Annotated in this window: 18 protein-coding genes; 2 read left to right on the top strand and 16 right to left on the bottom strand. The window is 71.7% G+C overall.

Annotation, left to right across the window (positions count from 1 at the left end; genetic code table 11):
* Positions 1-122: 122 nt before the first annotated feature.
* From G495_RS18830 to G495_RS0111470, 6 genes are all read right to left on the bottom strand, one after another.
* Positions 123-1,706: a two-component system sensor histidine kinase NtrB gene (locus G495_RS18830; protein WP_051445313.1), complete on the bottom strand. Its 1,584-nt coding sequence runs from the start codon at positions 1,704-1,706 to the stop codon at positions 123-125.
* Positions 1,707-1,708: 2 nt separating this feature from the next.
* A complete protein-coding gene (locus G495_RS18825; protein ID WP_051445312.1) occupies positions 1,709-2,539 on the bottom strand; it encodes a hypothetical protein in 831 nt (276 codons plus the stop codon).
* On the bottom strand, positions 2,536-2,781 hold the full coding sequence (locus tag G495_RS18820; RefSeq protein ID WP_035251915.1) for a hypothetical protein: 246 nt from the start codon (positions 2,779-2,781) through the stop codon (positions 2,536-2,538). The genes G495_RS18825 and G495_RS18820 overlap by 4 nt, the downstream gene beginning before the upstream one ends.
* A 99-nt stretch (positions 2,782-2,880) precedes the next feature.
* Positions 2,881-3,252, bottom strand: a complete 372-nt coding sequence (locus G495_RS0111480) for a DUF4881 domain-containing protein (RefSeq protein ID WP_028587933.1) — start codon at positions 3,250-3,252, stop codon at positions 2,881-2,883.
* Positions 3,253-3,273: 21 nt separating this feature from the next.
* The gene (locus G495_RS0111475; RefSeq protein ID WP_028587932.1) at positions 3,274-4,317 is read right to left on the bottom strand and encodes a sulfite exporter TauE/SafE family protein; all 1,044 of its coding nucleotides are present in this window, start codon (positions 4,315-4,317) and stop codon (positions 3,274-3,276) included.
* A gap of 17 nt (positions 4,318-4,334) precedes the next feature.
* Positions 4,335-4,634 (bottom strand): DVU0150 family protein, encoded by a 300-nt coding sequence (locus tag G495_RS0111470; RefSeq protein ID WP_028587931.1) that lies wholly within the window; start codon positions 4,632-4,634, stop codon positions 4,335-4,337.
* 202 nt (positions 4,635-4,836) lie between these two features.
* Here G495_RS0111470 and G495_RS0111465 point away from each other — a divergent pair, with 202 nt between their 5' ends.
* Both G495_RS0111465 and G495_RS22850 read left to right on the top strand, forming a co-directional pair.
* Positions 4,837-7,419, top strand: coding sequence for a sigma-54-dependent transcriptional regulator (locus G495_RS0111465; protein ID WP_051445311.1), 2,583 nt, complete (start codon positions 4,837-4,839; stop codon positions 7,417-7,419).
* 10 nt (positions 7,420-7,429) lie between these two features.
* Positions 7,430-10,009, top strand: coding sequence for a PEP/pyruvate-binding domain-containing protein (locus tag G495_RS22850; protein WP_028587929.1), 2,580 nt, complete (start codon positions 7,430-7,432; stop codon positions 10,007-10,009).
* Positions 10,010-10,200: 191 nt separating this feature from the next.
* Here G495_RS22850 and G495_RS0111455 read toward each other — a convergent pair whose 3' ends face one another.
* The 10 genes from G495_RS0111455 to G495_RS0111410 form a co-directional block, all read right to left on the bottom strand.
* Complete coding sequence (locus G495_RS0111455) at positions 10,201-10,596, bottom strand: response regulator (RefSeq protein WP_028587928.1); 396 nt, start codon at positions 10,594-10,596, stop codon at positions 10,201-10,203.
* Entirely contained in the window at positions 10,593-11,558 is a 966-nt protein-coding gene (locus G495_RS18815; protein ID WP_051445310.1) for a sensor histidine kinase, read from the bottom strand. Before G495_RS18815 ends, G495_RS0111455 begins: the two co-directional genes overlap by 4 nt.
* Complete coding sequence (locus G495_RS0111445) at positions 11,555-11,956, bottom strand: sigma-54-dependent transcriptional regulator (RefSeq protein ID WP_028587927.1); 402 nt, start codon at positions 11,954-11,956, stop codon at positions 11,555-11,557. The genes G495_RS18815 and G495_RS0111445 overlap by 4 nt, the downstream gene beginning before the upstream one ends.
* Before the next feature lie 3 nt (positions 11,957-11,959).
* Positions 11,960-13,663, bottom strand: coding sequence for a sensor histidine kinase (locus tag G495_RS18810; protein ID WP_051445309.1), 1,704 nt, complete (start codon positions 13,661-13,663; stop codon positions 11,960-11,962).
* 109 nt (positions 13,664-13,772) lie between these two features.
* Positions 13,773-16,430 carry a PEP/pyruvate-binding domain-containing protein gene (locus G495_RS18805; protein WP_051445308.1) on the bottom strand — a complete coding sequence of 886 codons (2,658 nt, stop codon included), beginning with the start codon at positions 16,428-16,430 and terminating at the stop codon, positions 13,773-13,775.
* A gap of 8 nt (positions 16,431-16,438) precedes the next feature.
* Positions 16,439-16,828, bottom strand: coding sequence for a response regulator (locus G495_RS0111430; RefSeq protein ID WP_028587926.1), 390 nt, complete (start codon positions 16,826-16,828; stop codon positions 16,439-16,441).
* A gap of 539 nt (positions 16,829-17,367) precedes the next feature.
* Positions 17,368-17,985 (bottom strand): PqiC family protein, encoded by a 618-nt coding sequence (locus G495_RS0111425; RefSeq protein WP_051445307.1) that lies wholly within the window; start codon positions 17,983-17,985, stop codon positions 17,368-17,370.
* A complete protein-coding gene (locus tag G495_RS0111420; protein ID WP_028587924.1) occupies positions 17,985-19,622 on the bottom strand; it encodes a PqiB family protein in 1,638 nt (545 codons plus the stop codon). The genes G495_RS0111425 and G495_RS0111420 overlap by 1 nt, the downstream gene beginning before the upstream one ends.
* Positions 19,619-20,263 carry a paraquat-inducible protein A gene (locus G495_RS0111415; protein WP_028587923.1) on the bottom strand — a complete coding sequence of 215 codons (645 nt, stop codon included), beginning with the start codon at positions 20,261-20,263 and terminating at the stop codon, positions 19,619-19,621. The genes G495_RS0111420 and G495_RS0111415 overlap by 4 nt, the downstream gene beginning before the upstream one ends.
* Positions 20,263-20,865, bottom strand: a complete 603-nt coding sequence (locus G495_RS0111410; protein WP_028587922.1) for a paraquat-inducible protein A — start codon at positions 20,863-20,865, stop codon at positions 20,263-20,265. The genes G495_RS0111415 and G495_RS0111410 overlap by 1 nt, the downstream gene beginning before the upstream one ends.
* Positions 20,866-20,936: the final 71 nt, after the last annotated feature.

Here is a 20,936-nt window from a genome sequence, read left to right as displayed (position 1 = left end):
TCTCTGGGCCCCGAGTGTGATGAATCTGTGACAGGCAGGTTGTGGTCCGTTGATGACGTGGTGCGGCCTAGACGAAGAGGGGATTCGTCTAGGCCGCGCGGGAGGAGGCGGGAAAGCGGGAGTCAGTCGTCGGTTCCGCCTGCGATGGTCCTGGCTCCGGGGCCCGGGGCCAGGGGCAGGGTGTCGTCGAGGATGTCGGGCGCCGGCGAGGGGCTCCAGGCGAGGGACAGGACGGCGGGCACCAGCAGGGTCACGGTGGTGCCCTGGCCCTGGGTGCTGGCGATGCGCACGTCGCCCCCGGCCTCGTCCATGATCTTGCGGATCATGGCCAGGCCCAGGCCGTAGCCTCCGGCCTTGGAGCTGTGGAAGGGCGAGAAGGCCTGGTCCAGCTCGCGCGGAGTCATGCCCCGGCCCTGGTCGCGCACTTCCAGGGCCACCATGTCATCCATGCGCAGGGCGCGCAGGGCGATTTCCCCGCCGCCGGGCATGGCTTCCATGGCGTTCTTGAGCAGGTTCACCAGGCACTGCTTGAGGCGGTCGGGGTCGCAGGCCGCCCGGGGCAGGCCGGGATCGGCCTGCACGCAGAAGGTGAAGCCCTGCCCCGCGTAGCCGATGCGCATGAGCTCCGCAGCGTCGTGCATCAGAACCGTGGCGTCGGCGTCGCTGCCGCCCGGGGCGGCGGGTCGGGCGAAATTGAGCACGCTGGTGAGCATGGCGTCGAGCCTGCGCGTTTCGGCCAGGATGATCTCCACCTTCTCGCGGTCGGCGGCGTCGAGGTTGGGAGAGCGGCCCAGGGCGTTGATGAATCCGCCGATGGCGCACAGCGGGTTGCGTATCTCGTGGGCCAGATACATGGACATCTCGCCGACCACCGAGAGCTTCTCGGCCTGCTGGCGCTCGCGTTCCAGGCGCGTGCGCGCGGTGATGTCGCGGCGCATGACCATGACCTGGGCCATATCGCCGCGCTCGTCGAAGATGGGGTAGGAGTAGACCCGGAAATAGAGCAGCTCGCCGCCGGGGCTGACCCGGGTCATGCGCGCCTCGGCCTTGCGCTCGGTGCGCAGGGTGGTCTGCACGGGGCAGTCGGCGCACGGCTCGGGGCAGAAGGGCACGCCCCGGGCCAGGGTCTGCACCTGCCAGCAGGGCAGGCCCTGGAGGCTGGCCTTGGGCTGGCCCGTGCGCTGGTAGACGTGGGGGTTCATGTCCAGCACGCGGCCCTTGAGGTCCAGCAGCAGGATGTCCTCGCGGATCTGGGTGACCACGGCGTCGAGCATGGCCTGGGAGTGACCCAGGCGCGAGCGGGTGTGCGCCCCGGCGCGGTGCATGTTGTGCAGCGCGCACAAGAACACCGCCGCCTGGCGGTCGATGAGCGAGACGTGCGGCGGCAGGGCCGCGCGCAGGTCCGTCAGGCCCAGGCGCTCCTCGCGCAGGTCCACGAGCATGGTCACCTCGGGGTGGGCGGCCAGCAGGTCCTGCCAGGTGGGGTGGAAAGGCACCCCGCGCCGGACCAGGCCCCGGCTGTCGGCCTGCTCATGGGTGCAGGCCACGCCCGCCAGGCGCATGGGCGGCAGGAATTCCTCCAGGTCGCGCTCCTCGGCCAGGGCCGCCAGGGCCGCGAAGCCCGTGCCCGTGCCCACGATGCCCAGGACGCACTCGCGCAGGCCGTCCTCCCACAGGCAGACGCGTTCGGCTTCGCCCTGACCCATGCTCACCTCCCGTGATCCTGCCGGGCCACGAAATGCCCGGGGCCGATGTTTTCGCCAAGGGGCACCCGGGCCGTGGCGGTCTGGGCGTCCACCGTCTCGGCCACGAGCTGGCCAACGGGCCGCTGGTCGCGGTCCAGGATCGCCAGCCGCTGGCCGGGGCGCACGCCGTGGGCGCGGCCCAGGCCGAAGACGACTTCCCACTCCCCCCCGCGCCGGGCCAGGCGGTAGATGGGCGCGATGCCCGCCGCCAGCAGGCGGTCCAGCTCGCGCCCGGCCAGGCGGTAGACCAGGGCCCCGGCCAGCAGCGCCAGGGGCAGCGCCCCGAGCACCACCCAGACCGGCTGGACCCCCAGCACCCGCAGGAACAGGGACGGCTGGTCGGCCCGCAGGTCGGGCAGGTCGATGAACACGCGCACGGTGTAGGCCGGAGCCTCGTCCTGGGGCTGGCCCGCCAGGCGCACGGTCATGCGGTGCTCCCCGGGGGGCGTGCCCGGCGCGGCCAGGACCTGCGCCCGCCACAGCCGGCCCTGGAGTTCCAGGAAGTGGACGGTGAGGTCCGGGCTGTCCAGGTCGGCGCGCAGGTGGCGGTCCAGGGCGGCGGGGCCGTCGGCCAGGGCCCGGGCGTGCAGGTCGGCACTGTGGCTGTCCGCCGGGATGAGCAGGTCGCCGCTGGCCGGGGCCGCGCCGCCCGCCACCACGCGGAACAGGTCGCGGTCGTCGCCGATGGCCAGCCAGCAGGCGTCCGCCACGGCCAGCAGCAGCAGCATGCAGGCGGCGACGGCCAGCTTCTGGCAGGCGCGCCGCGCGGCGTCGGAGCGGGGCGGGCCGTTCACCGCGCCTGCGCTCCGGCTTCGGGCTCGGGGCTGCGCAGGCGGCGCATGGCCAGGCGCGCGCCGACCACCGTCGCCAGCAGCAGGGGCACGTACAGGCGCAGGAACTCGCTGGCCATGGCGGCCGGGGTTCTGCTGCTCCAATACATGCAAAAGACCAGCTCCGCCAGGATCAGGACGTCCATGACCACCACCACCAGACGCTGGGCGGGATTGAGTCTGTTCGTCACGGTGCGGGGCTTCATGCGGGCCTCCTGGGTGAGGGGGTCCGCGCCCGTCGGGGGGCGCGGACCCATATGGGATGACCGGCCCGGCGGGGGTTCCGCCGGGTCGGGAAGGCGGGCCTACTTGCCGTGCAGGCTCTGCTTGGTGACGTTCATCACCTTGACGGCGATGCGCTTGTCGCCCTGGTTGTCGTAGGCGACCAGGGCCGCGCGCTTGCCCCCATGGAGTTCGTAGGCGATGCGCAAGATGTCCCCGGGTTCGGGGGTCAGGCCGATCTTGGCCTCGCTTACGTCATAGGTGGCCACGACCCCCGTGCTTACGCCGTAGGGGTGCTCCTTGCTGAAGTTGATGTCGTATTCCTCGATGGTGATGGTCTTGGCTTCGGTGTCGTAGGCGATGCACCGGCCCTGGGCCACCTCGGCGGCCAGCGCGGCCCCGGCCAGCAGGCACAGCGTCAGGGTCAGGATGGCGATGGTCGTGATGCGTCTCATGGGAAAATCCTCCTCGCGCCGCTATCCGGCCTGGACGTTAGCCTTCTTGTCGCGCAGCTCACGGGCCGCTCCGACGAACATGATCTTCATGATGTACAGGCACAGCACGCCGATGGTGCTCAGGATCAGCACGGCTGCGGATTGCGGATAGCCGACCTGCTTGAGGATGATGGAGATCATGCAGCACAGCACGGCGGCGCCGAAAGCCAGTCGGATGCCATAGCCCTTGGAATACTTGGTGGCCACGGTACCGATTTGCGCGCCGATGGCCGCGCCGGTGAGCATCACGAAGACGGCCACGATCTCAATGCGTCCCTTGAGGGTGTAGGTGAACGCGCCGTAGAGTCCGGAGATCATGACCTCGAACAAGTCGGTGCCCACGGCCACGTGGGTCGGGCAGCCGATGAGGTAGACCAGGGCGGGCATGCGCAACAAGCCGCCGCCGATGCCCAAAAAGCCCGCCAGGATGCCCGTGACCAGGCTGACCATGATCGGCAGCCAGGCCGAGCAGGTGAAGCCCGACGCTTTGAAGTGGACCATGGGCGGGATGTTGATCCGGTGCAGGGCCTTGTACCAAGTCACGCCTTCGGTGCCGTGGGCGCCGCCCAGCCCCTTTTTCTTGTTGGAGACGGCCTTGGCATAGTCGTAGAAAACCATCCAGGCGATGAAGGCCAAAAAGCCCACGTATACCCAGCGCACCACCGGCCCGATCTGCCCCAGCCGCTCCAGCCACATGACGAGCTGGGCGCCGATTTCGATGCCGACCATGGTGCCCACGAGCATGACGATGCCGAGCTTGTAATCCACGTTGCCGAACTTCGAATGGCGCATGGTCGAGACCATGGATTTTCCGGCAATGTGGGCGATGTCCGTGCCGATGGCGAAGGCCATGGGGAAGCCCAGGATGTTCAGGCCGGGGGTGACCATCCAGGCCCCGCCCATGCCGAAAAAGCCCCCGATGACGCCCACCGAGAATCCGATGAGCACCAGCCCGGGCCAGAAGATGTGCACGCCCGCGATGGGCATGTACATATACAACCAAGTCGAGTCGGCCAAGAAGTCCATGCCGCAGCCTCCTATACCTAGTGTTCCACGATCTTGCGCGAGGTGAGGTCGAGCCCGGTCATGCCCATGAGCTTGTCCATGAGCACGCCGAGCAGGCAGCCGTAGGCCGCCGTGAGCACCACGGTCCAGACCGCGAACAGCACGATGTTCGTGTTGTAGAGGTTGGCGAAATACAACAGGATGGGGTTGTCCAGCACCCTGGTGTCGGCCACGATCACCAGGTCGCTGGCCTTTCCGCCAGCGGCGCTGGCCAGGCGGGCGAGCATGGCGTCCAGGGCCAGCAGCCCGGCGAAAAGGAGCATCAATTTCCTGGTCATTGGTTCCTCCTTGGGGCGGGCTCCCGGGGGCAGGCGCGGCCACCTGCGGTCGCTGCCCTGGTGTTGCCCGATCCGTGTTCGCCTGGCCTGAGCAAGGCATGTGCCAATGGCGATTTCCGCCGACGGGGCATGGCTATTGCATTTCGCCCTTGCGCAATCGGCCCGTTTGTAGGAATGTCATGCGTGATCGGGGGCACCAGTGATGCAGAAAAGCGATCGGCCACGGCTGTACCAGGGCGGCTTTCCCTTCCTTTCCCGCAGCGCGTCGCCCCGCAAGGGGACGGCCCGCAGCCTGCGCACCCGCCTGCTGCGGGTGCTGCTGCCTCTGGTGGTGCTTATTCTGCTGGTTTCGGGCTACGTGGGCTACCGCGTCTCCTGCCAATACATCGACATCGCCCTGGACCGGAACGTGCGCGTGCAGACCAAGGCCGTGGCCCACCACCTGTCCTCCTTCCTCGACGCATGTCGCAAGGACCTGCTTTATATCGCGCAAGACGCGGGTGACCCGGAGGCCTTGCGCGATTTTCTTGCGCGAAAGACCGCCGCCGGAGGGGTGGGCTACCGCGAGTTGGCCTACCTCTCGCCCGACGATACGGGACACACGCTGTTCGTCGTCGAGGACGGGGAGGTTTTTCAGGTGCCTGACGGGCGCCTGGGCGCGGTGCAGCCCGATCCCTTCGCGGTGTTCACCGAGGCGCAGGGCCTGGCGCCCGGCGAGGTGCTGCTGACCCAGGTGCTGTACGCCGAACACCCCAGCCCGGTGCCCGGCAACGCCAGCAGGCGCGTGGCCGCGCACGTGGTGCGCCTGGCCACGCCCGTGGACCCCGATGGCGACGGCCGCCCGGGCTACGTGGTGCTGGGGGTGGACGTGCGCTTCCTGCGGGACATCCTCTCGCTGTACAATTCGCCGCGCTCGCCCCTGTGGGCGTTTCCGCGCAGCGACGAGGTGCGCTTCACCTACGTGTTCGACCCCGAGGGCTGGATGCTCTTCCAGTCCGAGGACGTGGAGCGGGGCAGCCAGGCCCTGTCCACCTACCTGCCCCGGGCCGGGATGGACGGCACCCTGGGCCGGCCCGGGTTGGACGTTGCCTTCCGCCCCGACACGGCCAACGCGGAATACTGGCTGGCCGTGAACGCCGTGCGCGAGGGCCAGGCCGGGCTGCTGCATGTGGGCGGCGGGCGGTCCAGCGGCTCCAGGACCTACTCGCTGGCCTACGCGCCGGTGTATTTCACCCCGGCCCCCGGGCGCGAACGTCAGGTCTACTGGGGCCTGATCTTCATGGACCGCAGCAAGCTGACCCTGGCTGCGGGCTTCAAGCACCTGGACGCACTGTTCGTCATCACCCTGGCGGCCATCGCGTTGATGTGGATCGGCATCTTCCTCGCCACGCGGATCGTGACGCGGCCCATCGTGCGTCTTTCGAACATGGTGGCCGAGTTCCGTTCCACGGGGCGCATGCGCAGGATCGACCTCGGCCCGGCGGGATACGAGACCGCGTTGCTGGCCGGGGCCATCAACGGCATGATCGACATCATCTCCCAGCAGGCCGAGGAACTGCGCCTGCGCGAGCGCAGCCTGCGCGGCTACACCATGAAGGAGCGCGCGGACATCGAAAGCGAAACCGCTCCCGGCGCCCCGGAACTGGAAATCATCCCCGAGATCGTGGGCTGCGGCCCGAAGATCGCGCGCTTCAAGTCGGACATCCTCAAGGCCGCCCAGGCCGACGTGGACGTGCTGATCATCGGCGAGACGGGCACGGGCAAGCAGCTGGCCGCCGAGGCCGTCCACGCCCACGGCGGGCGGGCGGGCCAGCCGATCATTTCCATCAACTGCGGTGCCCTGGACGAGAACCTGCTGCTGGACACCCTGTTCGGCCACGTCAAGGGCGCCTTCACCGACTCGCGCGCCGACCGCAAGGGCGCCTTCGTGGAGGCCCACGGCGGGACGCTTTTCCTGGACGAGATCCAGGCCGCCTCGCCCAAGGTGCAGCAGGCCCTGCTGCGGGCCATCGCCGAGCGCAAGGTCAAGCCCCTGGGCAGCGACAGGGAAATCGAGGTGGACGTGCGGCTCATCGCCGCCACCAACGCGGACCTGCCCGCGCTCATCCGCGAGGGCCGCTTCCGCGAGGATCTCTACTTCCGCCTCAAGGTCATCACGGTCTACAGCCCGCCCCTGCGCGAGCACCCCGAGAGCATTCCGGCCCTGACGCTGCACTACCTGCGCCAGGTGGAGCAGATGGTGGGCCGCCGGGGGCTGGGGTTGTCGCGCGGAGCCATGGAGAAGCTGCGCGGCTACCACTGGCCGGGCAACATCCGCGAGCTGGTCAACGCCATCACCAGGGCGGCGGTCATGGCCGAGACGGAATTGATCCAGGCCGGGGACATCCGCCTGGAGCAGGAGATCGTGCCCGAGGCCGAGGACGCCGCCCTGGCCGAGGCCGAAGAGGCCGTGTTCGTGTTCGACGACCTGGACGACCCGCGCCCGGCTCCGGAGCCCGGGCAGGCCGGGCCGACGGCCTCCGCGCCCCGGGATCCCGCCCCGCCCGCTCCGCGCCGCGACGCGGGCCCTGCGCGCGATGCGGCCAGCCGCCTGAACGAGCGCCAGCGCCGGGCCTATCCGGAGATCCTGCGCCGGGGCGAAGTGTCCCGCCAGGGCTACCAGGACCTGGTCGGCGGCGACCTGCCCTCGCGCACGGCCATCTACGACCTGCAGGACATGGTCAAGAAGGGCTTGCTGGTCAAGACCGGGCGCGGCCCGGCCACCCGGTATCTGGTGGAGCGCTGAGGGGCCGGCCATGCTGCGGATGCTCGAGCGGCTGCGCAAGCGCCGGGACGCCCTGAAGTGCCCGGTCCGGGCGGCGGCGTTTTGCGAGCGTTACGAGGGCTTCAAGGAACTCCTGGAGTCCAATTCCGAACTCCTGACCCTGCTGGCCGAGGTGGACGCCATGCTGGCGGGCGACGACGTGTTCGGCATGGCCTGGGTCCGCTCCCGGGCCTCGCGCATCGCCTTCCACGGCGGGCGGGTGGTGCACGGGCTGAACCGCCTCTCGGGCGGGCGCTACAGGGCCCTGGCCGAGGCCATGGACGGTCTCAAGGAACGCATCCGCGAGGTGGCCGAGGCCCGGCGCGTCGAGGCCTGCCCGCACCTCGTGCTGCCCTACGCGGCCATTACCCGGCAGATGGTGGACTGGGTGGGCGGCAAGAACGCCGCCCTGGGCGAGCTGACTGGCCTGCCCGGGGTGCGCGTGCCGCCCGGGTTCGCCGTGACCACGGCGGGCTACGAGATGTTTCTGGCCGAGGCCGGGCTGGAGGCCGTGGTGCGCCGCGCGGCCATGGACCTGGACCCCGCCGACCCCGCCAGCGCCCGGCGCGTGAGCGAGGACATCCAGCACGCCTTCTTGCGCGCGCCCCTGCCCGCAGCCCTGGAGCGGGCCATCCTGGACGCCTGCGCGGCCCTTCCGGGCGACGGGCCCCTGGCCCTGCGCTCCAGCGCCATCGGCGAGGACGGCGAGTTGTCCTATGCGGGGCAATACCTGACGGTGCTCAACGTGCCGCGGGACCGGGTGGCCGAAAACTGCAAGCGGGTACTGGCCAGCCTGTTCACCCCCCGGGCCATCGCCTACCGCCTGCACCAGGGGGTCAGCGCCAGCGACCTGGCCATGAGCGTGGGCGTGCTGGCCATGGTCGATGCGCACAGCGCCGGGGTCGCCTATTCGCGCCACCCGGCGGACCCGGCCCGCGACGCGGTGCTGGTCAACGCCGTCTGGGGCCTGGGGGCCTTTGCCGTGGACGGTGTGGTGCAGCCCGACGAGTACCTGCTCGGGCGCGGCGCCGGGCTGCCGCTGCTTGCGGTGCATCCGGGGGCCAAGGCCGTGCGGCTGGCGCCCGGGCCCGCAGGCCGGCTGGAGGAGGCGCCCGTGGCCCCGGAGCTGGCCGGGGCGCCCTGCCTGGACGAGGCCCAGGCCCGGCTGGTGGCGGCGGCGGCCATGGCCCTGGAGCGCCATTTCGGGACGCCGCAGGACGTGGAATGGGCCTTTGACCGGGCCGGAGAGTTTTACGTGCTCCAGGCCCGGCCCCTGCGCGCCGTGCCCGGCGGGCCGCCCGCGCCGCCGCCGCCCGGGGCCGAAGTGCTGCTCGCGGGCGGAGCCCCGGCCTGCCCCGGCCAGGGCACGGGGCCGGTGCGCCATGTCCTGGGCGTGGACGACGTGGCGGATTTTCCCCAGGGTGCGGTGCTGGTGACGCGGCATTCCTCGCCCAAGTACGTGGCGGCCCTGGCCCGGGCCAGCGCCGTGGTGGCCGAGGTCGGCAGCGTCACCGGGCACATGGCCGCCCTGGCCCGCGAGTTCCGCGTGCCTGCCGTGTTCGGCCTGCCCGGGGCCCTGGCGGCCCTGCCTGCGGGGCTGGTGGTCACGGTGGACGGCTCGGGCGGGCGGGTCTACCGGGGCGCGGTTGCGGGCGCGGCGCAGGCCGGGGACGGCCCTGACCGGGGCATGCGCGGCACGCCGGTCCATGCGGTCCTGGCCCGCCTGGCGGCCCTGGCCGTGCCGCTGCACCTGACGGACCCCGGCGCCCCGGAGTTCGCCCCCGCGGGCTGCCGCACGGTGCACGACGTGATGCGCTACGCCCACGAGCGCTGCTACGAGGAGATGTTCCGCCTGGGCGACCTGACGGTGGAGCAGACCGGGGCCGCGCGCAGGCTCGACGCCGCCCTGCCCCTGGACCTGTACGTCATCGACCTGGGCGGCGGGCTGCGCGATGTGGGCCCGGGCCAGGGCAGCGTGCGCCCGGAGCAGGTGGCCTCGGTGCCCTTTGCCGCACTGCTGGCGGGCATGGGCCACCCGGGGCTCACGGGTCAGACCCCGCGCCCCGTGAACCTGGGGGGCTTTTTCTCCGTGCTGTCGCGCCAGATGCTTGAGCCGCCCGCCAGCCCGGGCGAGCGCTTCGGCGGGCGCAGCTACGCCCTGGTCTCGGATTCCTACCTCAACTTCAGCTCGCGGGTGGGCTACCACTACAGCGTGCTGGACGCCTGGTGCGGCCCGCGCGTGGACGAGAATTACGTGAGCTTCGGCTTCAAGGGCGGCGCGGCGGACGACGTGCGCCGCCAGCGGCGCACCCGGGCCATCGCGCTGATCCTGGAGCGGCTGGGCTTCCGGGTGGAGTGCGTGGCCGACCGGGTCCAGGCGCGCTTTCGCAAGTACGGGCAGGCCGAGGTGCGCGACCGGCTGGACCAGCTGGGGCGCCTGCTGGTCTACACCCGGCAGATGGACATGCTCATGGTGGACGAGGCCATGGTCGAGCGCGCCGCGCAGTGCTTCCTGACGCAGTGCTACGACCTGGGGCGCGCCCCGGACGCCCCGGGTGCTCCGGGCGCCTGAGCCCGCCCCCGGCAGGGCGCCCCGGAGCGGCCCGCCGCGTCAGCGGGCAACTCCAGACCGCCCGCGTATGCGGGGCGCACTGCGCGCCCTGGGTTTTTCCGCTTCTTGCAGCCCGCCATGCTTGAACGGCTGCGAATTCTGATTGGGGCTGTGCCGGAAAGCCAGCCCCTTTCGATTTTCCAGACAGCCGACTAGGGCTGGGGCGGCTGGAGCTTGCGCCACTCCTGGGCCCAGGTCACCTTCTGGACGATTTCCTTGATGGTGCAGGGCTTGAGCAGATAGTCGTAGGCCCCGAGGTTGATCATCTCCACGGCGTCGTCCACCGAGGCGTGGCCGGTGACCACGATCACCGCCGGGCCCAGGTTGCGCTTGCGCATCTCGCGCACGGTGCCGTGGGCGCTTAGTCCGGGCATGAGCATGTCCAGCAGGACCACGTCGTAGGGCTCGCGGGTCAGTTCCTCCAGGGCCGCGTCGCCGCTTTCGGCGCACGAGGCGCGGATGGACTCCTGCTTGTTGAGCAGCTCGGTCATGTTGGTGCGGAAGGATTCGTCGTCGTCCACGACAAGCACGCGGATGGTGTCGCTCATGGGGTCACCTCGGATGGTTTGCCCGGGCAGGGGCCCGAAGGATTGGGCGCCGCAGGCAGGCGCACGGTGAATACCGCCCCGCCCCCGGGGGCGTTGGCCGCGCCCAGGGTGCCCCCGAGGCGGTCCACGATGCCCAGGCACACGGACAGCCCAAGGCCCGTACCCTGCCCGGGGGGCTTGGTGGTGAAAAAGGGGTTGAAGATGCGCGAGAGGTTCTGCTCGGGGATGCCGGGGCCGTCGTCGCGCACCTCCACCTCGGCCCAGCCGGGGGGCCCGGGGCGCACGGCCAGATCCACCCGGCCTCCGTTGGGCACGGCCTGCACGGCGTTGACCAGCAGGTTGAGCACCACCTGCTTGAACTGCGGGGGGTCGGTGAGCATTTCGGGCATCCCGGGCGCATAGTGGCGCACGATGCGCACCGCGCGCCGCCGCGCTTCGCGCTCGGCCAGCAGGGCCATGTCCTCGCACAGGTCCGCCAGGGCGGCGGGCTGGCACACCGGGGCGGACTTGCGCACCAGTTGCAGCATGCCGTGGGTGATGTCGCCGCAGCGGCGCACCTGGGTTTCCACGGAGCCCAGGCGCCGGGCCAGGCGGTCGCGCAGGGGGCCGGGCTCCAGGTCCTGAAGGTCGGCGCGCAGCAGTTCGGCCTCCTGGCCGATGACCGCCAGGGGAGTGTTGATCTCGTGGGCGATGCCCGAGGACAGTTCGCCCAGCACGGCCAGCTTCTGGGACTGCACGAGCTGTTCGCTCAGGCAGCCGCGCTCCGCCGAGGAGGCGCGGATGCGCCCGCACAGCGCGCGGACGGCCACAGCCGCCAGCAGCGCCGCCCCGGCGGCCACGGCCAGGGCCGCCGGGCCGGGCAGCCGCGCCGCCGCCAGACAGCCCAGCAGCACGCCCAGGGGCAGCCCGTACTGGGCCAGCAGATACGCGGCCCCGGGCAGCCCGCGCCCGGCGGGGCTCACGATGCCTCCTCCCGGTCCTGGCTGCGGCGCCGGGCGTGGTCCCAGGCCTTGCGGATGCGTTCGAGCAGGTCGTCGATGTGGAACGGCTTCATCACGTAGTCGTAGGCGCCCAGGCTCATGCCGCGCAGCCCGGATTCCGCCGAGCCGTGCCCGGTGAGCATGATGACCTCGATCATGGGGTGGCGGCGCTTGATCTCGCGCAGCACCTCCAGCCCATCCATGCCGGGCATCTTCACGTCGAGCACCACCACGTCCGCGCGGTTGGCCCGCAGGTGTTCCAGGGCCTCGCGCCCGCTCGGGGCCGAGGCCACGTCCAGGTTGCGCTTGCTGAATCGCTTGACGAAGAGTTGGATGAAGTCGGGTTCATCGTCCACGACGAGCACCTTGATGGGGTCCATGGCTCAGGCCTCCTCCCCGGAACGGGCCATTTGCCCCGCGCCGTGCCCCGCGCCATGCCCCTCGATGGGCAGGGTGATGGTGAACACCGCGCCGCCCTGGGGGCCGTTGGACGCCGCGAGCCGTCCGCCGAGCCTGCGGATGATGCTGTAGGCGATGGACAGGCCCAGGCCCGTGCCCTCGCCGGGGGCCTTGGTGGTGAAGAAGGGGTCGAAGATGCGCGGCAGGTAGGCCTCGGGGATGCCCGGGCCCGTGTCGCTGACGCGCAGCCACACGCCCAGGCCGTCCTCGGTCTTGCCGCTGGCCAGGGCCACGGTGCCGTTGCGGCCCACGGCGTCGATGGCGTTTTCCAGGATGTTGAGCAGCACCTGCTGCACCTGGGCCGTGTCGGTGCTGATGCGCGGCAGGTCCTGGGCGTAGTCGCGGCGCAGGGCGATGTCGCGGTGCATGGCCTCGCTGCGCAGGAACGAGAGCGTCTGCTCGGCCACGTGGTTCATGTCCACGTCCTCTTCCACGGGCTCCATGCGCCGGGCAAACCCGAGCATGCGGTGGGTCACGGCGCGGGCGCGCTCCACGTGGTCCTCGATCTTGTGCACGGCGGACTCGATCTCGGTGAAGTTGGCGATGGTCTCGGGGTTCTCCTCGGTGAGCAGGTCCTTGATCCAGCCCGCGCTTTCCATGATCAGCGTCAGGGGGTTGTTGATCTCGTGGGCCACGCCGGCGGCTAGCTTGCCCAGGGCGGCCATCTTGGCCGACTGCATGAGCCCGGCGTCCAGGGTCGCGCGTTCGCGGTCCGAGGCTTCGAGCTTGGCGACCATGGAGCGCGCCGTGAGCAGCGTGCCGGTGAAGATCATCAGCGCCACGCCCCCCAGGGCCAGGGCGCCGATGGACCGGGTGCGGAACAGCGGCGACATGGTTTCGTCGGGGTCCTCGGTGACCACAAGCATCCAGCGGTTGCGCGTGAGCCACGACTGCCCGGCGATGAGCCGCTGCCCGCGCACGGAGGTCTGCTCCACCCGCTCGCCGTGGAACTGGTTCACCGGGGGCAGGCCCGACTCCTGGAGCACGCTGCCGCCGAAGCGCGAGGGGGTCTGGAGCAGCCCGGCCTCGTTGACCAGGAAGGCGTCGCCCGTGCGCCCCGTGCGCAGGCTCTGCACCAGGGAGTTGAAGACCTCGGAGTCGATGGTCGCCCGCAAGATCCAGGCGTTGTCGCCCTGCCCGCAGCGCACGGCGATGATGAAGTGCGGGAAGTTGCGGAAGCCCAGGAACACGTCGCTCACGTACTGGCCCTTGAGCATGGCCTCGGCGAACCACTGCTCGGCGCTGTAGTTGACCCCGGTGAGTTTGTAGGGGCCGACGTAGGCCGTGTGGCGGCCCTGGGCGTCGATGACCCCCAGGTCGATGTAGGAACGCGAGTTGGCCTGGATGACCCCGAACATGGAGGCCAGGGCCCCGGGGGCGGCCAGGTCGGCGTAGGTGTGCGTCTGGCCCAGGGTGCGCAGCTGGGCCACGCGCTCTTCGAGGAAGATGTCCAGCGAACGGCGCTTGTTGGCCACGGTGGAGGCCATGGAGGTCATGACCTTCTCGGTGTAGGCCGTGCTGAACTGGCGCTGGATCACGTAGCCCATGGCCAGCAGCGGAATGAGGGAGAAGGCCAGGGTCGTGGCTGTGATCTTCCAGCGCAGCCGCCTGTATTCCTGCGTCGCCATACTGCCTCCACCGCTGTGCTTCGGGCCAGTGCGCCCGTGGGAACAGAGCAAGAGTCGGGCCAGGCGGATGTTTGCGTGACAGGCCCAACAGTTCGGGAAAAAAGGAAAACTAACCGGCAGAATCTCGCAATGGGCCGCCCTGCGGCGTCTGGCGCGCCGCGCTCGGCAGGGCCGCCAGCCCGTCGCGGATGGCCTGGGCCCGCCGCGCGGCCTCGGCCTGGTCGGCCATGATCATGTCCAGTTGCCGGGTGTGTACCACAAGATAGCCCAGGACTTCCAGCAAACCAAGGACTTCCGGCGCGGCGAGGTTTTCCGCGCGCGCGGCCAGGGCATCGCCGGCGATATCCACGCGCATGCCGCGTTCTTCCAGCAGCCCGGCGATGAGGCGGGCGCGCATTTCGCGGCGCTGGCGGTCGGCGGCGCCGCCGTTGAAGCGCAGGCTCGCGTAGTTGGCCGCCGGGTCGTCCCCGGCTTCGGCCTCCACGATGCTGAAGTGGAACCCGAAACGCGAGTGCAGGTTGCAGAACGTCCTTGAAATCATGAAATAGTTGCGCTCGCTGAAGCGGGAGCGGGCCCCGGCCTCCAGGTCCGGGTTGGCCGTGGCCTCGGCCAGCACGGAGAAAAAGCCCCGGGCGTTCACGGGCGGGGGCCCGGCCCAGGGCTGGGCGGTCATGCCGCGCCACAGGGCCAGCATGGGCTCGCAGGCGATGTCGGCCAGGGCCACGGTGGGGCCCTGGCCGGGCCGGGCCAGCCCGCCGCCCAGGTCCACCACCCAGTACTGCATGGGCACCTTGCAGACCAGGCGCCTGGCCGCGCTCTCGGGCAGGGGCGGGGCGTTGCCGGGCTCGAACATTTCGGCCACGGCCTTCTCGTGGCAGAAGCGGGTGATGTCGTGCAGAGTGGTGCAGCCCTCGGGGCGGAAGTTCTCGCCTGCCGGGTCCAGCAGCCGCAGGGGCACCACCAGCGCGGCGGCCTCGGCCAGGGTCCGGTGCACGGGGGAGCCGTGGATGGGGCTTTGGCGGGGCCCGGCCTCCCGCGCCGCCGGTTCGTGGCGCCCGGCGCGTACGGCCCGGGCGTCGGCGTCCACGGTGACCTCGCCTGCCCCGGCCAGGGCCTGCACCGCCCCGGGGCAGGCGAACAGCGCGGGCACCTTGAACTCGCGGGCCACGGTGGCCAGATGGCCCGTGACCCCGCCCCGCTCGCAGACCAGGCCCGCCGCCCGCGAGAGCAGCGGCGCCCACTCCGGCAGGGCCAGGGGCGTCACGAGCACCCCGCCTTCGGGAAAGCCCAGGGCGTCCGCAGGCCTGCGCACCACGCACACCGGCCCGGCGCCCACGCCGGAGCTGGCCGTGACTCCGCCTGCGTACAGGGCCGGGGCGGCCGGGGCGTCGTCCGCGCCGGGGTCCGGGGTCCGGGGTTCCGGGGCCGCCACGGCCTGCTGGCGCAGGGGCCGGGCCTGGAGCAGGGTGAACCCGCCGTCGGGCTCCAGGGCCCATTCGATGTCCTGCGGGCAGCCGAAATGCGCCTCCACGGCCAGGGCCAGCCGCGCCAGGGTCAGCACGGCCTCGGGCTCCAGGGCCGGGCGGCCGGCCGTGTCCGCGTCCAGGGCCCTGCGTTCCAGGCCCTCCCCGGCGCCGGGCACGTAGGCCGTCTGCTGGGCGCCGTGGGTGGCGCGCAGCACCTCGGGGCCCCCGGGCCCGCGCGCCAGCAGCCAGGTGTCGGCGGCGTCGGAGCCGTCCACCACGGCCTTGGGCAGGCCGTGCACGGCGCTGACGGTCAGCGTCCGGTCGCCCGCGTCCAGGGGGTTGGCGGTGTAGATCACCCCGCCGCACAGGCTGCGGACCATGGGCAGCACGGCCACGCACATGGGCACGTCCTCGTCGCGCAGGCCGCGGCCCAGGCGGTAGGCCCTGGCCGTGGCCCCGTACAGCGAGGCGACCACGTCGCGGTAGACGTCGTGCAGCGACTCGGGGTGCACGTTGAGTTCCGAGCGGTACTGCCCGGCGAAGGAGGTGTCCGCCTCGTCCTCGCCCACGGCGCTGGAGCGCACGGCCAGGCGCAGGTCCGGCCCGTGGGCGCGGGCCAGACCGGCCAGGGCCTCGGTCATGGCCTGGCGCAGGGCGTGGGGCAGCGGGGCGGAGACGATGCGCTGCTGCAGGGCGGCGGACAGGGCGTACAGGCCGTCCAGCCCGTCCTCGGCCCGGGCCTGGGCCAGCCGCGCCAGCTCGTCGCGCAGCCCCTGGTGCGCCATGAAGGCCTCGAACCCGGCCACGGTGACCACGAAGCCCCCGGGCACGCGCACCCCCGCGAGGGTGCCCAGCTCCCCGAGCATGGCGGCCTTGGCCCCGGCGCGCGGGGTGTCGGCGGCGCGCAGGGCGCCCACGGGCAGCACCGGCGGGCCCGTGGCGGGCGGGCGGGCCGCTGCCAGCGCGGCCTCCAGGCGCCCGGCGATGTCGCCGTGGCGCTCCAGCAGGGCCTCGTATTTTCCGGGGGCCAGGGCGCACAGGGCCTGGGCCATGCGCAGGACATCGGTGCTCGCAGAGGTGCAGCTGGCGCGCACGAAGTCCATGCCGAAGGGCCGGGGCCCGGCCAGGGCCTCCTCCATGGCGCCCATGGTGGCCAGGGCGCGGTTGTTGGCGGCCAGCAGCATGCGGAAGTTCAGGCAGCGCTCGCGGTGGGCCTGAAGCAGGGCCGCCTCGCGTGCGGGGTCCGGCGCGTCGCCGAAGAGCCCGGCCAGGGTGCGCAGCAGACGGCGCAGCGCGCCCATGGCCCTGCCTACTCCCGCCCTGCGCGCAGGCGGCTGCGGTGGCAGGCGTCCTGCACGCGGAACAGGAATTCGTTGATGGGCACGGGCTTGAGCAGGTAGTCGAAGGCCCCCAGCTCCAGGCCCTTGCGCGCGGACTCCACGCTGGCGTGGCCGGTGAGCAGCAGGACCTCGGCCCGGTGGTCCACGGAGCGCAGCCGCTCCAGAACCTCGATGCCGTCCATGCCGGGCATGCGCACGTCGAGCACGATAACGTCGAAACGCTGGCTGGCGGCCAGCTCCAAGGCTTCATCTCCGGTGGCGGCAACGGTCAGTTCCACGTTGCGCCGCGACAGGCGCTTGCGCATCAGGTCCAGGAACTCGGTCTCGTCGTCCACCAGAAGCAGTCGTATGGCGCTCATGGGCTCCTCCTCGGGTGCGGGCCGGGCCCGGCGTCCGGTTCTGGCCCGTGCGCCGGGCCATGGCCCGGAGGTGTCTTCTGCAAGGCCACGGAGCAAGCCATGTTCCAGAAGCGTTGCGGGAGTGGAGTTCTAATATGCTGGTTTACAATGGATAAATCAAGAAAAACCGAGCAATTTCACGCAAGGGCCCCGGCATCGCGCAACGCGGCCCCCTGGCGCCCGGGCCGGACCCGCCCGGAGGGCGCCCGGGCGCAGGGGCGGCGGGCTCGGGACGCCCTGGCCCAGGTCAGAACGGCCAGGGTGCAGGCGGGCGACCCTGGGGCTTGGGCGAGGCGCTGGAGCGGGCGGCGCAGGTCGAGGGCGCCGCGCTGCGGCGGTGCAGGCCGGGTCGCCCAGGGCCCTGGGCCGGGACGCGCCGTCCAGGATCAGGACGCGTCGGCGCAGGCAAAAACGCCCTGGCGCAGGGCCGGGATGCGCCGGGCGCGAGGCCAGGATGCCCTGGCGCAGGGCCCGACGCCCGGGCGCCTTCGGGCGCGGGGTCAGCGGCCCTGGGTCCGCAGGGCCAGCACGGCGGTGGCGATTTCGTGGGCCAGGGTGCCCAGGGCGCGGCTGTGGGCGGCCACCAGGGCGGCGTGGTCCGCGCCGGGCACGGGCTCTCGCACGGCGGTCCTGCGCACGACCTCGGCCCGCGCGGCCCCGCGCGGGATGACGCCCCAGGTCGCCTCCAGCACCACCTCGCCGCCGGGGGCGCCGTCCAGCCGGACCAGGGTCACCGGCACGCGGTAGTCGGGGTCGATGAAGCCCTCCCAGGGGTGGGCGACCACGCGCTGGGAGTCCAGCAGCACCCCGAGGTTGCGGGTCAGGGTCGCCAGCACGGCGTCTTCCATGGGCCCGGCCCAGCGGTGGAATTCCTCCAGATGCAGGCTCTGGTCCGACTCGCGGATCACCAGCTGCGGGCGGTCGATGACCCGGGGAATGTCCAGCGGCCCGACACCCACGGACGGGCCCGGCCCGAGCTCCAGGGCCCCCGGGGCCGTGGGCGCCAGGGTGTAGAAGGCCGTGGGCGGCACGGCGCTCCGGCAGCCGGGCAGGGCGGCCAGGGCGCCCAGGGCCAGCAGCAGGGCCAGGGCCGTGGGCAGGGCGTTGCGGGAGCGCATCACGGGGCCTCCTTGCCGTAGAGCAGCACGTCGGGCTGGCGTTCGAGGGTTTCGGAGAGCACGCGCAGGGAGCGGGCCGCGTCGCCCAGCTCGCGCAGGAGCTTGCGCAGGTCCGTGCGCAGGGCCGCGTCGGGGGCCATGGCGGCCTCGGCCTCGCGCAGGGTGCCGGTGGCCTGCTCCAGGGTCCGGCTGATGCCGGGCAGGATGTCCAGGTCGCGCACGGTGCCCATGAGCTGGCGCATCTGCTCCAAAGTGGTGCGGATGGAACCCATGGTGGCGCGCAGCTCCTGGGAGATATCGCCCATGGGCACCTCTTCCAGCCGGGCCATGACGCGCTGGGCGCTGGCCAGCAGGCCGCCCAGGGGCGAGGGCGCCGTGGGCAGCTCGGGCAGCGGCCCGGAGTCCTTGATGCGGGCCGGGGGCATGCCGGGGTACAGGTCCAGGTCCACGTAGGTCTGCCCGGTGAGCAGGTTGCCGGGCTTGAGCTGGGCGCGCATGCCCATCTCCACCAGGGTGCGTACCAGGGTGTCGCGCGCGCCGTTCCTGTCGCGCAGGGTGAAGCGCTCGGGCTCGATCTCGATGGTCACGGGGATGCGCGCCGTCCGGCGCTTGGTGTCCATCTCCAGGCGCATGTCCACCACGTGGCCGATGAGCATGCCCCGGAATTCCACGGGGGCGCCCAGGCCCAGCCCGCGCACGGATTCGTCGAAATGCAGGACGTAGCGCTCGCGGTAGTCGAAGACCCGCTCGAAGCCGCGTTCGCGCGAGGGGTGCAGGGTGAACAGCGCGCCCGGCGGGGCGGGCTCGGCCACCTCGTCGGCCCCGGGGCTGTCGAAGGCCACGCCCCCCAGCAGCAGGGAGACCAGGGATTCGGTCTGCATGCGCACGCCCCGGGCGTCCACGCGCAGGTCCAGGCCCGAGGCGTTCCAGAACCGGGTGTTGCGGCGCACGCGCTCGTGGTGCGGGGCCTGCACGAAGACCTTGATCTCCACCTGGTCGTTCTTCTTCAGCTCGTAGCCCACCACCTGGCCGACCTTGATCTTGCGGAAATAGACCGGCGAGCCGATGTCCAGCGAGCCCAGGCTCTGGGCGCGCAGCAGGAAGTGGCTGCCGTTGGCGTCGTCGGTGATCACCGGGGGGGTGCGCAGGGCGGTGAACTCCGTGGTCAGCTTGCCCCTCTTGGACGGCCAGACGCCGATGTACGCGCCCGAGAACAGCGTGTTCAGGCCCGAGACCTCGCTGGGGGTGATGCGCGCGCGCACCATCCAGAACTGCGTTTCCTCGCGCAGGTAGCGCTCCATATTGTCCACCATGCGCGCCGTGACCACCACGTGCTCCAGGTCGTCGGCGAAGCGGACGTTCTCCACCTGCCCGACCTCGACGTCCTTGAACTTGATCATGGTCTTGCCCGGCACGACGCCCTCGGCGTTTTCCATGGTGATGGTGATCAGCGTTCCCTGGGACTTCAGGGCGTCGAAGGCCATCCAGGCCGCGGCCACCGCCGCCACCAGGGGGATGAGCCAGACGATGGACAGCATCCGCCTGCGGCGCACGCGCGCCAGGGGCAGGGCCGTGAAATCCGGGCCGGGCCCGGGGGCGTCGCCGTCGGGGCGGGGGTCGGTGGACGGTTCGGTCATGGTGTGGCGTCGCTCCTTTGGTCCCATATCAGGCGGGGGTCGAAGCTTCTGGCCGCGAACATGGTCAGCACCACCACGGCGGCGAAGAACACGGCGCCCTGCTCGGCCTCGACGATGGCCAGGGCCTGCAGGCGCACCAGGGCGACCAGGATGGTCACCACGTACACATCGACCATGGACCAGCGGCCCACGGCCTCGGTGAGGCGGTACAGCCGCGCGCGGTCGAGCCTGCGCCAGTCGCCGCCCTGGCGCGAGGTCACCAGCAGCAGCACCAGGATCACGATCTTGAGCACCGGCACCACCACGCTGGCGAAGAAGACGATGGCCGCCAGGGGCCACATGCCCGTGGTCAGCAGGTAGTAGACCCCGGAGAGCACGGTGTCCTTGCGCGCCCCGCCGAAGGTCGTGGTCGTGGTCATGATCGGCAGGGCCATGGCCGGGACGTAGAAGATCATGGCCGTGATCAGATAGGCCCAGGTGCGCCCCAGGCTGTCGGGCTTGCGGCTGTGCAGGGCGGCGCCGCAGCGCGGGCAGGCCGCGTGCTCCATGGCCTCGGCCCCCCCGGCGGGCGGGCGCACCAGCAGGTGGCAGCTGTGGCAGCTCACGAGCCCGGCGCGGGCGGCGGTCAGCGCGGCGTCCATCAGCGGACCCCCAGCCGGTCCCAGACCGCGCGCGGGTCCAGGCTGGCGGTGATGCCCGCCAGCACCAGCACCAGGAACCCGAAGGCATACAGCGCCGTGCCGACGATGATCTCGGCCATGGACGAGAGCTTGACCATGGCCACCAGCAGGCCCAGCAGGAAGACTTCCATCATGGCCCAGGGTTGCAGGGCCAGCACCACGCGGAAGGCCCGGGCCGCAAAGGGCGCGCGCCACCCCAGGCGCAGGGGCACCAGCAGATAGCCCAGCAGCAGCAGCTTGAGCAGCGGCGCCGCCGCGCTGGTCAGCACCACCAGCGCGGCCAGCCCGGCCATGCCCTGGTCCGCCAGGCGCAGCGCGCCGGAGAGCAGGGTGGCGGGCTGCACGTTGGTGTCGATGCGCATGGTCAGCAGCGGGAAGGCGTTGGCCAGCACGAAGAGGATCAGCCCGGCCAGGGTCAGGGCCAGGACCTGGTCCAGCCCGGTGTCGCCCTGGCGGTAGAGCACGGCCCCGCAACGCGCGCAGCGCGCCACCCCGCCCCGGGGCAGGGGCACGGTGCGTTGCAGCAGGTCGCACTCGTGGCAGGCGATGGTCGCGGCGTGCATGGTCTCGCCCCGGCGGGTTCCCCCCGCCGGGGGCCGGGGGGCGCGCCCTGCCCGGGGCCCCGGGCGCGTGC

This window comes from Desulfocurvus vexinensis DSM 17965, assembly GCF_000519125.1.
Lineage (GTDB): Bacteria > Desulfobacterota > Desulfovibrionia > Desulfovibrionales > Desulfovibrionaceae > Desulfocurvus > Desulfocurvus vexinensis.
Note: the sequence above shows the minus strand (reverse complement) of the source record. Positions and strands in the feature narration are given on the sequence as shown.

Excerpts from the sequence above, each read along its gene's own strand:
- G495_RS0111410 (WP_028587922.1), bottom strand. The coding sequence starts at position 20,865 with ATGCACGCCGCGACCATCGCCTGCCACGAGTGCGACCTGCTGCAACGC.
- G495_RS0111420 (WP_028587924.1), bottom strand. The coding sequence starts at position 19,622 with ATGACCGAACCGTCCACCGACCCCCGCCCCGACGGCGACGCCCCCGGG.
- G495_RS18820 (WP_035251915.1), bottom strand. The coding sequence starts at position 2,781 with ATGAAGCCCCGCACCGTGACGAACAGACTCAATCCCGCCCAGCGTCTG.
- G495_RS0111465 (WP_051445311.1), top strand. The coding sequence starts at position 4,837 with ATGCAGAAAAGCGATCGGCCACGGCTGTACCAGGGCGGCTTTCCCTTC.
- G495_RS18830 (WP_051445313.1), bottom strand. The coding sequence starts at position 1,706 with ATGGGTCAGGGCGAAGCCGAACGCGTCTGCCTGTGGGAGGACGGCCTG.
- G495_RS0111445 (WP_028587927.1), bottom strand. The coding sequence starts at position 11,956 with ATGGACCCCATCAAGGTGCTCGTCGTGGACGATGAACCCGACTTCATC.
- G495_RS0111425 (WP_051445307.1), bottom strand. The coding sequence starts at position 17,985 with ATGCGCTCCCGCAACGCCCTGCCCACGGCCCTGGCCCTGCTGCTGGCC.
- G495_RS0111415 (WP_028587923.1), bottom strand. The coding sequence starts at position 20,263 with ATGGACGCCGCGCTGACCGCCGCCCGCGCCGGGCTCGTGAGCTGCCAC.
- G495_RS18810 (WP_051445309.1), bottom strand. The coding sequence starts at position 13,663 with ATGGCGACGCAGGAATACAGGCGGCTGCGCTGGAAGATCACAGCCACG.
- G495_RS0111480 (WP_028587933.1), bottom strand. The coding sequence starts at position 3,252 with ATGAGACGCATCACGACCATCGCCATCCTGACCCTGACGCTGTGCCTG.
- G495_RS0111475 (WP_028587932.1), bottom strand. The coding sequence starts at position 4,317 with ATGGACTTCTTGGCCGACTCGACTTGGTTGTATATGTACATGCCCATC.
- G495_RS0111470 (WP_028587931.1), bottom strand. The coding sequence starts at position 4,634 with ATGACCAGGAAATTGATGCTCCTTTTCGCCGGGCTGCTGGCCCTGGAC.
- G495_RS18805 (WP_051445308.1), bottom strand. The coding sequence starts at position 16,430 with ATGGGCGCGCTGCGCCGTCTGCTGCGCACCCTGGCCGGGCTCTTCGGC.
- G495_RS22850 (WP_028587929.1), top strand. The coding sequence starts at position 7,430 with ATGCTGCGGATGCTCGAGCGGCTGCGCAAGCGCCGGGACGCCCTGAAG.
- G495_RS0111455 (WP_028587928.1), bottom strand. The coding sequence starts at position 10,596 with ATGAGCGACACCATCCGCGTGCTTGTCGTGGACGACGACGAATCCTTC.
- G495_RS0111430 (WP_028587926.1), bottom strand. The coding sequence starts at position 16,828 with ATGAGCGCCATACGACTGCTTCTGGTGGACGACGAGACCGAGTTCCTG.